14 protein-coding genes and 2 pseudogenes are annotated in these 13,366 nt (G+C 41.4%); 2 read left to right on the forward strand and 14 right to left on the reverse strand.

Annotated elements, in window-relative coordinates; all coding sequences use genetic code 11:
• Positions 1–309: 309 nt before the first annotated feature.
• Together recA and RB214_RS12690 are read right to left on the reverse strand one after the other, a co-directional pair.
• Complete coding sequence (gene recA / locus RB214_RS12685; RefSeq protein ID WP_182701119.1) at positions 310–1,353, reverse strand: recombinase RecA; 1,044 nt, start codon at positions 1,351–1,353, stop codon at positions 310–312.
• Between the two features lie 67 nt (positions 1,354–1,420).
• Positions 1,421–1,909, reverse strand: coding sequence for a nicotinamide-nucleotide amidohydrolase family protein (locus RB214_RS12690; RefSeq protein ID WP_309167296.1), 489 nt, complete (start codon positions 1,907–1,909; stop codon positions 1,421–1,423).
• 21 nt (positions 1,910–1,930) lie between these two features.
• Between RB214_RS12690 and mutS the strand changes: the two are divergent.
• Positions 1,931–4,084, forward strand: a pseudogene (mutS, locus tag RB214_RS12695) (DNA mismatch repair protein MutS); the annotation flags it as partial.
• Positions 4,085–4,105: 21 nt separating this feature from the next.
• Here the strand turns inward: mutS and RB214_RS12700 are convergent.
• From RB214_RS12700 to RB214_RS12710, 3 genes are all read right to left on the reverse strand, one after another.
• The gene (locus RB214_RS12700; protein WP_002963282.1) at positions 4,106–5,587 is read right to left on the reverse strand and encodes an IS66 family transposase; all 1,482 of its coding nucleotides are present in this window, start codon (positions 5,585–5,587) and stop codon (positions 4,106–4,108) included.
• A gap of 80 nt (positions 5,588–5,667) precedes the next feature.
• Complete coding sequence (gene tnpB / locus RB214_RS12705) at positions 5,668–6,018, reverse strand: IS66 family insertion sequence element accessory protein TnpB (RefSeq protein ID WP_024604009.1); 351 nt, start codon at positions 6,016–6,018, stop codon at positions 5,668–5,670.
• Positions 6,015–6,356: a hypothetical protein gene (locus RB214_RS12710; protein WP_008467385.1), complete on the reverse strand. Its 342-nt coding sequence runs from the start codon at positions 6,354–6,356 to the stop codon at positions 6,015–6,017. Before RB214_RS12710 ends, tnpB begins: the two co-directional genes overlap by 4 nt.
• Positions 6,357–6,426: 70 nt before the next feature.
• Between RB214_RS12710 and RB214_RS12715 the strand changes: the two are divergent.
• Positions 6,427–6,879, forward strand: a pseudogene (locus RB214_RS12715) (DNA mismatch repair protein MutS); the annotation flags it as partial.
• A 91-nt stretch (positions 6,880–6,970) separates the two neighbouring features.
• Here the strand turns inward: RB214_RS12715 and rpoS are convergent.
• From rpoS to ftsB, 9 genes are read right to left on the reverse strand one after another with little or no spacing between them, the layout of a single operon-like run.
• A complete protein-coding gene (gene rpoS / locus RB214_RS12720; RefSeq protein WP_024600611.1) occupies positions 6,971–7,945 on the reverse strand; it encodes an RNA polymerase sigma factor RpoS in 975 nt (324 codons plus the stop codon).
• A gap of 35 nt (positions 7,946–7,980) precedes the next feature.
• Positions 7,981–8,805 carry a peptidoglycan DD-metalloendopeptidase family protein gene (locus RB214_RS12725; protein ID WP_309167297.1) on the reverse strand — a complete coding sequence of 275 codons (825 nt, stop codon included), beginning with the start codon at positions 8,803–8,805 and terminating at the stop codon, positions 7,981–7,983.
• A gap of 41 nt (positions 8,806–8,846) precedes the next feature.
• Positions 8,847–9,425: a YqaA family protein gene (locus RB214_RS12730; protein WP_309167300.1), complete on the reverse strand. Its 579-nt coding sequence runs from the start codon at positions 9,423–9,425 to the stop codon at positions 8,847–8,849.
• Between the two features lie 9 nt (positions 9,426–9,434).
• Positions 9,435–10,073, reverse strand: a complete 639-nt coding sequence (locus RB214_RS12735) for a protein-L-isoaspartate(D-aspartate) O-methyltransferase (protein WP_309167302.1) — start codon at positions 10,071–10,073, stop codon at positions 9,435–9,437.
• Entirely contained in the window at positions 10,063–10,827 is a 765-nt protein-coding gene (gene surE / locus RB214_RS12740) for a 5'/3'-nucleotidase SurE (RefSeq protein ID WP_024600608.1), read from the reverse strand. Before surE ends, RB214_RS12735 begins: the two co-directional genes overlap by 11 nt.
• Complete coding sequence (gene truD, locus RB214_RS12745) at positions 10,808–11,860, reverse strand: tRNA pseudouridine(13) synthase TruD (RefSeq protein WP_309167303.1); 1,053 nt, start codon at positions 11,858–11,860, stop codon at positions 10,808–10,810. The genes surE and truD overlap by 20 nt, the downstream gene beginning before the upstream one ends.
• A complete protein-coding gene (gene ispF / locus RB214_RS12750) occupies positions 11,857–12,354 on the reverse strand; it encodes a 2-C-methyl-D-erythritol 2,4-cyclodiphosphate synthase (RefSeq protein ID WP_024604077.1) in 498 nt (165 codons plus the stop codon). The genes truD and ispF overlap by 4 nt, the downstream gene beginning before the upstream one ends.
• Positions 12,351–13,052: a 2-C-methyl-D-erythritol 4-phosphate cytidylyltransferase gene (gene ispD, locus RB214_RS12755; RefSeq protein WP_165743875.1), complete on the reverse strand. Its 702-nt coding sequence runs from the start codon at positions 13,050–13,052 to the stop codon at positions 12,351–12,353. Before ispD ends, ispF begins: the two co-directional genes overlap by 4 nt.
• A complete protein-coding gene (gene ftsB, locus RB214_RS12760; protein WP_002958963.1) occupies positions 13,042–13,329 on the reverse strand; it encodes a cell division protein FtsB in 288 nt (95 codons plus the stop codon). Before ftsB ends, ispD begins: the two co-directional genes overlap by 11 nt.
• Positions 13,330–13,366: the final 37 nt, after the last annotated feature.

A 13,366-nucleotide genomic window follows, 5' to 3' on the forward strand; every position in this document is an offset into this window, starting at 1 on the left:
TTTATTTTATCTAACCTAAACTCTGGTTAAGAGATTTACTAACGTATTGAATCATAGTGGTATTTAAATTTATTTTATCTAGCCAGAGATTTTCAGTGGAAACAAGACGAATTTACGCGTCAATAGCTGGCCTATTGCAAGTAAATTCAACGCAGTTAGTGCTGAAAATAGCTGCTCGAGATAGATTTATTATCCAGAGCTCAGGTTATCTACTCTAAGTTTTTAACAACAAAAAAGCGCTAATCATTACTGATCAGCGCTTTTTAAAGCTCGGGTCAAATCAAGCTTAAAAACTCATTTGGGTGCAGTTTAAAGGTCTGGATCGTCGCCTAACTTATCTTCACCATCTTCTGGTTCAATAGTTGCTTTTAGTAAAAGCATTTCGCGTAACTTACCTTCAATCTCATCTGCAATTTCTGGGTTTTCTTTCAAAAACTTAATTGAGTTAGATTTACCTTGGCCAACCTTGTTGCCACAGTAGCTATACCAAGCACCTGCTTTTTCAACAATTTTATGCTTAACACCTAAGTCAATTAACTCGCCTTGCTTAGAAATACCTTCGCCATACATGATGATAAATTCAGCTTGTTTAAACGGCGGCGCAACTTTGTTTTTAACAATTTTAACGCGGGTTTCGTTACCAACAACTTCATCACCTTCTTTCACCGAACCAATACGACGAATATCAATACGTACCGATGCGTAAAACTTAAGTGCATTACCACCCGTTGTTGTTTCTGGGTTACCAAACATAACACCAATTTTCATACGGATTTGGTTAATGAAAATACATAACGTGTTAGAACGTTTAATATTACCAGTAAGCTTACGTAATGCTTGTGACATTAAACGTGCTTGCAAGCCCATGTGCGAGTCGCCCATGTCGCCTTCAATCTCAGCTTTTGGTGTAAGTGCAGCAACCGAGTCAATAATAACAACGTCTACTGCGCTTGAACGTACTAACATGTCACAAATTTCTAGTGCTTGCTCACCTGTATCAGGTTGAGATACAAAAAGGTCATCAATATTTACACCTAGTTTTTGTGCATATACAGGATCTAGAGCATGCTCAGCATCAATAAAGGCACATGTTTTACCTTCTTTTTGAGCTTCTGCGATAACTTGTAAAGTAAGCGTTGTTTTACCAGATGACTCAGGACCATACACTTCAACAATACGTCCCATAGGTAAGCCACCTATGCCTAAGGCAATATCAATACCTAGTGAACCTGTAGATACAGATTCAATGTTTAACGCTTTGTTGTCACCCAATTTCATAATTGAGCCTTTACCAAATTGACGTTCAATTTGTGATAGTGCTGCGTCTAACGCTTTTTGTTTGTTATCGTTCATTTTGTTCTCCAATCCAGCTAATGCGAACAAGTATACTGTATGAAATCACAGTATCAAGCTAATTTTTTCATTTTATCTCATCTATTACACTTTTTAATGCAAATACAATAGCTTGCAGCCTTACTTGAGCCCTATCACCAGTAAATATTTGTTTAAAGGTCAGTACTTTGTCATCAATTTGTATGCCAAACCATACAAGTCCAACAGGTTTACCTTCTGTCGCCCCGCCAGGCCCTGCAATGCCCGATACAGCTATAGATATATTAGCGTTTGTTGCTTTAATAGCACCTACTGCCATTTCATGGACTGTTTGCTCGCTCACAGCACCGTATTGATTTAATGTACTAGCACTAACATTGAGCAAATCTTGCTTTGCTTGGTTACTATAAGTGATAAATGCACGGTCGATATAAGCTGAACTTCCAGGTGTATCGGTAAGCGCATAACTCACTCCGCCACCAGTACATGACTCAGCAGTAGTGATCCATAAGCATTTATCCGTTAAAATAGCGCCTAATTGCGCAGCAAGTGTTTTAATCTCTTGATGTAATTCCATATTCAGCCTTTGGGTAAATACATGTCGTTTGATCTTTATGCACCACACACTATAAAACAACAAACCCCTATGATGCAGCAGTATCTAAAAATAAAATCAGAGCATCGCGATATTTTATTGTTTTATCGTATGGGCGATTTTTACGAACTTTTTTTTGATGACGCTAAACGCGCCGCTCAATTACTCGATATTTCGCAAACTCATCGTGGTAAAGCTGGCGGCGATCCTATCCCTATGGCGGGTGTACCTTACCATGCGGTAGAAAACTACTTAGCACGTCTAGTCCAAATGGGTGAATCAGTCGCTATCTGCGAACAAGTGGGAGACCCTGCAACCAGTAAAGGCCCTGTTGATCGTAAAGTAGTGCGTATAGTTACACCCGGTACAATTTCTGATGAAGCACTTTTACAAGAACGACAAGACAATCTCCTTACCAGCGTTTGGCAAAGTAAAAAAGGCTTATACGGTATTGCTTATTTAGACATTAACTCTGGTCGTTTTAATATTGTCGAAGTAAATACCGACGAAGCCTTTAGCTCAACTATTCAACGCCTATCACCAGCAGAACTTCTGTATAGCGAAAGCTTTGAGAACATTCATTTAATTGAACATATAAAAGGTGCCCGCCGTCGCCCAGAATGGGAGTTCGATTTAGATACGGCTCAGCACTTATTATGCGATCAATTTGGTACTAAGGATTTAGTGGGTTTTGGGGTAGATAAAGCCCACAGCGCGCTTGTTGCTGCAGGTTGCCTAATGCAATACGTAAAAGATACACAACGTATTGCACTGCCGCATATTCGTGCAATTACGCTTGAGCACAACGAACACGCTGTTATTTTAGATGCCGCTACCCGTAAAAATTTAGAATTAACTGTTAATTTATCGGGCGGGTTTGAAAATACACTTGCTCAAGTACTTGATAAAACAGCAACGCCAATGGGTTCTCGCTTACTTAAGCGCCGTATTCATACACCAATTCGTAATAAAGACGAGCTAAATTCACGTTTAAATGCAATTAGCGCTATTTTAGATGCGCAGCTTGGCGGTGAATTACACGAATCATTAAAAGAGATTGGTGATGTAGAGCGTGTTATTGCACGCCTTGCTTTATGTACTGCACGCCCGCGTGATTTAACTCGCCTGCGCAGTGCGCTACAAGCACTTGCACCACTGCATACTTTGTTAGCTGACGCTAACGATCCTCGTATAGCAGGTATCATCAAGCACTCGCCTGAACTCCCTGATTTACAAGCGTTATTAGAACGTGCAGTTATCGATAACCCACCGGTACTAATTCGTGACGGTGGTGTTATTGCCCCTGGTTACAACAGTGAGCTTGATGAGTGGCGTAACTTAAGCAAAGGTGCCACCGATGTACTTGAACAGCTTGAACAACGCGAGCGTGAACGTACAGGAATTAGTACATTAAAAATTGGCTATAACCGAGTACACGGCTTTTTTATAGAAGTAAGTAGAGCTAACGCGCACTTGGTTCCAGCCGACTACATTCGTCGCCAAACGCTTAAAAATAACGAACGTTACATTATTCCAGAGCTTAAGGAACACGAGGATAAAGTACTCGGTAGCCAATCAAAAGCTCTCGCGCTTGAAAAGCAATTATATGAAGAGCTATTTAGATTTATTGCTCCGCATATTGAGCAATTACAAATGATGGCTGCAGCACTGGCTGATCTGGACGTTTTAAACAATTTAGCTGAGCGTGCATTTGCACTCAATTATGCAAAACCACAATTGTGCGATAACGACAATATAAGCATTAAACAAGGTCGTCACCCTGTTGTTGAGCAAGTAATGAAAGAACCGTTTATTGCCAACCCTGTAGAGTTAAATTCTCAGCGTAAAATGCTAATTATTACCGGTCCAAACATGGGCGGTAAATCAACTTATATGCGCCAAACAGCACTTATTGTTCTAATGGCTCACATTGGCAGTTATGTGCCCGCTGACAGCGCTAAAATCGGTAATATCGACCGTATATTTACACGTATTGGTGCAAGCGATGATTTAGCATCAGGGCGTTCAACCTTCATGGTAGAAATGACCGAAACAGCAACGATTTTAAATAATGCGACTGCGCAGTCTTTAGTATTAATGGATGAAATTGGTCGTGGTACAAGTACCTACGATGGGCTTTCGCTTGCGTATGCAACGTGAGCGTCTAGCGAACTACACCTATGTTTTAAAATTCCAGGGTAACAAGCTGTCGATATCGGGCTCAGGCTGGCACAGTTCATCAAGGCAAGCACAGATGTAATTAAATGGGATTAGACCATTTATCTTGGCGGTTTCCACAATGCTGTAAAGGGTGGCACTAGCATGGGCACCGTTAGCCGTTTGGCTAAATAACCAATTCTTTCGGCCTATCACAAACGGTTTTACCGCGCGTTCTGCTCTATTATTATCGATGCTAAGTCGGCCATCATCAACATAGCGTATGAGCTTGTGCCATTGATTTGCCAGGTAATTAGCTGCCTCTATCAGTTTGCTGTTCCCCACTAAATTTGGCTGATCCTGCTCAAGCCATATTTTTAGCTTGCTAAGAATAGGCAGGCTAACCTCTTGTCTTGCCGTATATTTGTCATCCACACTTTTATCTTTGATGCGTGACTCAACGCCGTACAGTTTTTGGATAAGGCTCAATACCACATCCGCTTTGCCGGTTTTGTTTTTACCTTGTAGCTTTTTCGCGTCGATAAATTTACGACGAGCATGCGCCCAGCAGCCGATTAAGGTTGCCTCTGTTCTGGCATAGGCTTGATAGCCATCCACGTGCAAGTACCCTTGATATCCATCAAGATAATTGACCACGCAGGCGGCCGCGCGACTATTGTGGAAGTCGTAAAGTACGATATTAGGGATAGGATTATTCGGGTCTGGTGAATCTCGACCCGAGCAATACACCCACATGTAACTGTTTACTTTGTCCGATTTCACCACCTTTAATGGCGTTTCATCGGCAAACAGCGTGGGTTGCCTTAACAGCTCGGCTTTAAGCCGTTCAACTAATGGCGCGAAGAGTGTGGCTGATTTGTCTATCCAGCTGCTCATGGTCTGTCGACTGAGTTCAATACCGTATTGCTTAAACATCGCTTCCTGGCGATACAGCGGTAACCCGTATTGGTATTTACTGGTGATAAGCTGACTGAGCAAACTGCTGGTTGCAATGCCTTTGTTGATGGGCATGGCAGGCATTGAGGCTTGTTTAATCTGTGTCTGAGTTGAGGATTTATCACAGTGACGGCAGGCGTATTTAGGCCTAATATGCTCAATCACTTTGATTTTAGCGGGTATGAACTCAAGCTTTTCTGACTTATCTTCACCCATTTTATGTAGCTCACCGCCACAGCAATCACATGTTTTGTCGATGATGTCGTGAATAACCTGCTCACGAGGTAAGTCTTTTGGCAGTGGCTTACGCACCGGCTTTTTACGGGTATAGCTAATGGATTGTTGCTCTGCCTCAACTTCCTCAACAATTTCTTCCACTTCATTGAATAACTCGCCTTGCCCGGCAAAGCCTTCAGCACTTTTGCCGAATTGTTTTTGTTGGGCCAAGCTCCAGCGCTCTTCCAATGCCGCAATCTGGGCATCCTTCTGCGCTAACAGTTTTTCAAGTTCAGCAATGCGCTGTTTAAGGGCGAGTTCATTTTTCATGACGCCTATTTTAAGGCATCATCAAAGGCTTTGCAGTGCTAACTGAACTCACTTTGATGATCATCAATCGATCGCAAATATTAAAGCATTTTCTTACCTGCGACATCAATTTTACTGTGTCCAATCACATCATAACCCGATAATAACCAGTGTAATTGCTGCTCGCTTAAGGTCATGGTGGGTGACATGAGTTTGGGCCATTTGAACTTATGCTTATCTAATCGCTTATACCACAGTGCAAAACCGGTGTTATCCCAGTAAAGCAGTTTGAGTTTGTCACGGCCTTTATTACAAAACACAAATAGCGCACCACTGAGCACGGGTAGTTCAAGCTCTGCTTCCACCAACGCCGCCAGACCATTAATTGATTTTCGAAAATCAACGGCATCGGCACATAAATAGACGGTGGGTACATCAACGAACATCCTCATACCGTTAGCCCTTTAATAATGGCAACGATATCGGCCGTCGCTAAATCGATAGGAAACGTGAGTTGGCCGGTTAGCGTATCAAACTGCAGCGTATTTTGACGAGTTTGCGCGCAGACTTCAGTAGTTTGTTTTACCTGGACAAAACGTGATGATGTAAGGCACTGCGTGTGCACTGGCAAGGTGGAATTAGGCTGGTCTTTTGCCAGTAAAGCACGTTGTTTATAATAAGTCGTAATAGCGACATTATGGTGTTGGCAGAATTCAATATTAGTACCACTAAACGTACTGCGTTTCAGCAAAAGCTGCTGCCACTGTGCGCTTGTTCTGTAAGTTTTCATCACCTGCTCCGAATTTATCATTGAGCAGGTATTTTTAGATAATCAGAGCATCGATGCTAGGTGTGGTTCGCTAGACGCTTACTATGCAACAGCCGATCATTTAGCATCAAAAATATCTGCTAAAACATTGTTTGCTACGCACTACTTTGAATTAACAGAACTTGCTGAGCAAACCACGGGCCTTGTAAACGTGCATCTTGATGCAATAGAACATAACGACACGATTGCATTTATGCATACAGTTCTCGACGGTGCAGCAAGCAAAAGCTTTGGTTTACAAGTAGCCGCTCTTGCAGGTGTGCCAAAAGCTGTGATTGCACAAGCAAAGCAAAAACTTAAGTTGCTTGAAAATCATCAAAGCGTTACTGCACCAAATACAGAGCAGCAAGCCTTTACTTTTAATAACGAAATTGCACAAAGTACACCTTCTGAAGTTGAAGAGCAGTTAAGTGCAATTGACCCTGATAATTTATCGCCACGCCAAGCGCACGATTTGTTATATAAACTAAAAGCATTGTTGTAATTTATATCATCTGATTTACAAGCATAAAAAAAGCCGAAGAATAAATTATTCGGCTTTTTAACACACATAGTCTCTTATACTATTTAACTAGTTACGAAAACTGATTAAACAAGCTATCTGTACTTAAACCTTCTTGTTGCAAAATGTCTTTTAAACGACGTAATGCCTCTACCTGAATTTGTCTTACACGCTCACGTGTTAAGCCTATCTCACGACCTACATCTTCAAGTGTTGATGGCTCATAACCAAGCAATCCAAATCGACGTGCCAATACTTCACGTTGTTTAGGGTTTAATTCTCCTAACCAGTCTACAATATGTTTATTAATATCATTATTTTGTACTTCGCCTTCAGGGCCAGCACTTTTTTCATCTGGGATGATATCAAGTAGTACACTGTCGTTTTCGACACCAATAGGCATGTCTACTGATGCAATTCTTTCGTTTAAACGTAGCATTTTAGTAACGTCTTCAACGGGTCTATCTAGGCAAGCTGCAATTTCGTCAGCTGTTGGCTCATGGTCAAGCTTTTGAGTTAATTCACGTGCTGTACGCAGGTAAACATTAAGTTCTTTAACTACATGGATAGGTAAGCGAATGGTACGCGTTTGGTTCATAATGGCACGTTCAATTGTTTGACGTATCCACCATGTAGCGTAAGTAGAGAATCTAAATCCACGCTCAGGGTCAAATTTTTCAACTGCGCGAATTAAGCCTAAATTACCTTCTTCAATTAAATCAAGTAAAGCAAGGCCGCGATTATTGTAGCGACGTGCTATTTTAACAACCAAACGTAAGTTACTTTCAATCATACGTTTACGTGAGGCTTCACAGCCTCGAAGTGATTTGCGAGAAAAAAACACTTCTTCTTCAGCACTAAGCAAAGGAGAAAAACCAATTTCACCTAAATAAAGTTGAGTTGCGTCAAGATTTTTAGTTACTTCTTCTTTAGCAAATATTTCATCGTCGTCTACTTTATCTAGTAGAGCTGTACTTTCATCAACATCGATGTCATCGAATTTTTCGTCAGTCGTAGTATGTTTGTCAAGTTTTGCTGCGCTAGCCATAAGCCTTCTCCCGAGCAATTATCAATACCTAAAAATTAGGGTAGGTATTTAGCAGGATTGACAGCTTGCCCTCGGTAGCGAATTTCAAAGCGAAGCGCGGTGACCGGAGATTCTGAATTACCAATTTCTGCTATTTTTTGTCCTGCCTTAACCTTCTGCTTTTCTTTAACAAGTAATTTCGAGTTATGTGCATAAGCACTTAGGTAATCATCATTATGTTTCAATATGATTAAACTGCCATAACCTCGAAGGGCGTTACCCGCGTACACCACTGTTCCTTGTGCCGCAGCTAAGACTGAAGCCCCTTTGCGATTAGTAATCTGTAAACCTTTATAACCGTTTTCCTTATTAGAAAAGCGTTTGGTAATTTTGCCCTTTGCGGGCCAAAACCATTTAACTTTACTGCTCGACAAACGTTTAGTATTACTAACTTTGTTACTGGCTTGTTTCTGAACATACTCTCGTTGTTTTGGGGGATCAAGCTCTTTCTTTAATATTATGTTATTTTTTTGTGTTTTTTTTGTAGACTTTTTACTCGAATTCGTATATTTTTCATCCCTTTTTGTTTTTTCGGGCTTAGGGAGTAAGGAGATGTTTTGCCCAGGGAAAATTGTGTAAGGTGATGGAATTGAATTGTTTTTTGCAAGTAATCTAAAGTCTTGCCCAGCACTAAAGGCAATAGAGTAGAGCGTATCTCCTTTTTGTACTTTATAGCTAGTCCCATTAATATTAATAGTATGACCCAAATCATTAACATTATTATTTAAGCTACTAACAGGTGCAGGAACATGGCGAGAAGAGCAACCAAAGAGAAAAATACTAATAAATATAGTTACATACAGTAAACACTGTTTATTCATTGTATTTTTCCCCTAAATTAGAAAATTGATATTTTTAACGCTTAACGCAATAAAAAGTAAGCTAGCGCAATTAATACCACTAATCCCCAACCAAGTATTTCAATATACTGACGTAATTTTCGCTCCATTTGAGCTCCGCCCCACTTCATTAAGGCTGAAACTAAAAAGAATCGCGCACCGCGCCCAATGGCTGATGCTATTAAAAATGGCAAAAATGCCATTTGTAAAACACCTGCGCCAATCGTAAATACTTTATATGGTATAGGCGAAAAACCGGCTAAAAACACAACCCAAACACCGTAATCCTTAAACCAGTTTAGTGCTATATCAAACTTTTCTTGCCAGTGCATTTGCACAATCAATGGCTCAACAACGGGTTCAAATAGCCAAAACCCAAGCAAGTAACCAACTACTCCACCAACAACCGATGCTATTGTGGCAAAACTTGCAAAACGCCACGCTTTTTTGGGCTGTGCAAGCGACATAGGTGCAAGCATTACATCGGGCGGTATTGGAAAAAAAACTGACTCTGCAAAGCTCATAGCAGCTAAGTAACGTTCCGCATGACGGTGTTTTGCCCACACTAGGGCCATATCGTATAACTTGGTAAACAACTTCAAAATGAATTCCTATTCAATATCGCCAGGTACTAACGGCACAAATCTAACGGGAGCAATAACATGCTCTTTATAATTATCGCCTTTGCGGATAACCATTACTAATTTTTGATCGCTCTCACCAATTGGGGCTAATAACACGCCACCATCGGCCAACTGAGCAAGTAAATCTTGCGGAACTTTAGAGGCCGCAGCAGTCACTATAATACCATCAAACGGCGCTTGTGATTGCCAGCCTTGCCAACCATCGCCATGCTTCATGGTTACATTATATAAATCGAGTTGCTGCAAACGTCTTTTTGCCTGCCACTGAAGTGTTTTAATACGCTCTACCGAGTAAACCTTTGTAAACGTTTTGGCCAATATTGCAGTTTGATACCCAGATCCTGTACCTATTTCTAGCACTTTATTGCGCACACCAACTAAACGAAGTAGCTCTGTCATGCGCGCTACTATGTAAGGCTGAGAAATTGTTTGCCCGTGCCCAATAGGGAGCGCTGTATTTTCATAGGCTTTGTGTTTTAGCACATCATCTATAAAAATATGGCGCGGAATATCAGCTATAGCACTAAGTACTTGCGTATCTTCAACACCTTCACGCTTTAGTAAGTCAGAAAGCGCTTTTGCACTGCGGGTATAATTAGCGAGCACGATTAATCTCCAAATCGGCTAACCATTCTCCTACTGCCTTTAAGCTATCTTTAGCTGTCATATCAACACTCAGTGGCGTAACTGAGGCATAGCCATTATTGATTGCGTAAAAGTCGGTGCCTTCACCAGCATCGCTTTCGGTGCCAAGCGATCCATACCAATAAATATCACGGCCCCAAGGATCGGTTTGTTTCGTCATCGTTTCGGCTTTATGACGAGCACCTAAACGTGTTACTTGCACCCCTTTTAATTCACTTAATGGAATATCTGGCACATTAATATTTATTATTTGATCTTTTGGAAGCGGATGCGAAGCCAAGCCTTTAATAATATTGACGGTAACTGCAGCGGCTGTTTCAAAATGATCGCCATTATGTGAGCAAAGCGATACCGCAATTGCAGGCAGACCTAAATGGCGACCTTCAGTTGCAGCGGCAACAGTACCGGAATAAAGCGTGTCATCGCCTAAATTAGCACCATGGTTAATACCTGCAACAACTAGATCTGGCTTTTCATCAGCTAACTGATTTACACCTAAATGTACACAATCAGTGGGTGTGCCATTAACCGACATAAAACCATTTTCGAGTGTAGTTGCTCGTAGCGGGTTCATAAGTGTTAAAGAATTACTCGCGCCACTACAGTTGCGATCAGGTGCAACAAGGGTTACATCTGCAATTTGTATAAGCGCCTGATATAAAACCGCAATGCCTTTGGCATTTACGCCATCATCGTTACTTAACAGTATCTTCATTTATGCCATTATCCTTTTCTTTGCGCTCTCGAGGGCTAGCATCTGTGTAATCCACTAGCTCACGTAATAATGCGGTTGCAAAACACCCTTTTGGCAAACCAAAGCTTAGTTTTAGTGTGGTTTCATCAAGTGTTTCAACAGTTAAGTTTTGTGGAATTAAGCGCAGCATTCGGCGCTCATTTTTAAGGCCTAACTCACCTAAGCCATCACACCATGTTTGGAAAGGTTCGAGCCATATTTTTTCTTGTTCGATTAAGCCTTTTTCGCTTTTTCCCACCATAGGTGCCGACATCATAATATCGCCGGTGGCTAATCGCTCTATGTTTTCGTCATTAATTGCATCTTCAAAAAATGCATTGCTGCCGCTGAGCATAAATACTTCACGGTGCATTGTTTTAGCTAAACCATGCTCTTTTACACGTAGGCTCACTAACTGATTAAATACATGCGATCGTGCTGCTGAAATAATAATACCGCGCAACTTTTTATCGCGAATACGCTCACCGGCAAACATTTTTTCAGCCATAACTAAGTTATGACCGCCATGCCCAAAGCGCTGTTCGCCAAAGTAATTAGGCACACCTGCGCGTACTGCGTTAATACGACATAAAATATCAAGAGGGTTGGTTACGTTACGAAGCGTAATAGTAAATTTATTACCTTTGTGGCAGCCCGTACGTAACTTACGGTCGTGGCGCTGTTGCGACACAATAAAAATACTCTCACTATTTAAATCACTAAAATCGATAGGCTTTTTAATTGGTACTTTTACACTAAACCACTGCGAGCACACGCCGTGGCGATCTTTCATGCCTGCATAGCTTACGTCTCGCGGTGAAACACCCGCACGCTGTGCAATTAGCTTTGCAACGTATTGCGTGTTTTCGCCTTTTTTAACCACCTGCAAACACACGTGTTCGCCACTGCCGGTAAATTCTATACCTAAGTCTTCATCAACCATAAAGTCTTCAGCTGTGGTTTTAAAATCAGCTTTAGAAAGCGGTGCACCGTATAAATAATTTAAATCGCTCATGCGTTTTTTGTACTCGCAAGCTCTTTACTCATAATAACCACCGCATGGCTCGAAATACCTTCCTTGCGCCCTTCAAAGCCTAGCTTTTCGGTAGTAGTGGCTTTAACGTTAATTTGGCTAAGGTCGCAATTTAAATCGCTGGCTAAATTAGCGCGCATAGCTTGAATATGTGGCAACATTTTTGGTGCCTGAGCAACAATAGTCACATCGCCATTACCAAGTACATAACCTTGTTCTTTAGCTAAGCCCACCACATGGCGAAGTAAAATACGGCTATCGATATTTTCATACTCGCTAGCTGTATCTGGAAAGTGCTTACCAATATCACCCATTGCAAGTGAGCCTAAAATAGCATCGCATAATGCATGAATAGCAACATCACCATCTGAGTGCGCTAAAAAGCCCTGTGGGTAATCAATTTTTTCACCACAAATAGTTAACGGGCCTTCGCCGCCAAATTTATGTACGTCAAAACCATGGCCAATTCGTATCATAATCCACTCTCGTTTTGTTGTTTATGTAATAAAAACCCAGCCAGGTCTAAATCCTCTGGCGTGGTTATTTTAATATTATCGCTACGACCTGCTACAAGCTTAACCGGTTTACCCACCCACTCAATTGCACTGGCTTCATCGGTAATAGTAGCCCCGCTTGCTAATGCGTTTTGCAGTGCATTTTTAAGCTCGTCATATTTAAAAAACTGCGGGGTAAGTGCTTGCCATAAATCGTCTCGCGGCACCGTTTGTAGGGCATGAGTGTGGCCGCGTTTTATGGTGTCTTTTACTTTGCTAGCTAAAATACCGCCTTCATCAGCGCGTATACATTCATCAATTAAACGTTCTATATCACTAATATTAACTAACGGGCGTGCAGCATCATGTACAAGCACCCATGTAGGCGGGTTAGGCGCTAAAAAAAGTAAGCTATTAAGCACCGAGTCGGCTCGCTCTTTTCCGCCACTGGCTCGCACAATGCGATTATCAAGCAGTGGGAGTTCGTCAAAATAGGGGTCGCTGTCGCTAAGGGCAACAACAATAGTGCGTAATTGAGGTAATTGAGAAAGTTTAGCTAAGGTGTGTTCTAAAATGGTTTTACCGGCTAATTGTATATATTGCTTAGGCGCATTGTGCTGCATTCTACTGCCAACACCCGCCGCAGGTACAATTGCTGCAATAGTCTGTTTATTTGTCATATTGTTTGCCCGGTAAAACACGAATAAATGTTTCGTCCGGTTTAATCATTCCCAATTCGTTGCGTGCACGCTCTTCAATGCCTTCTTGGCCAAGCTTTAAGTCTTCAATATCTGCTTTAAGTACTTTATTACGTTTAATGAGTTTTTCGTTGGTTTGATGATGCGACGTTACAGCACCTTTTAGTCGTGTGTAGTCTTGTAAACCATTATGACCAAACCATAACCTGTATTGTACAAACAGTGCTAAGCACAGTAAGCCAACTTGAAAAATACGCATTTAACACTCCTTATTTTAAATTCCAAATACCTTAACT

It is taken from the genome of Pseudoalteromonas sp. HL-AS1 (assembly GCF_031198785.1).
GTDB classification, from domain to species: domain Bacteria; phylum Pseudomonadota; class Gammaproteobacteria; order Enterobacterales; family Alteromonadaceae; genus Pseudoalteromonas; species Pseudoalteromonas distincta.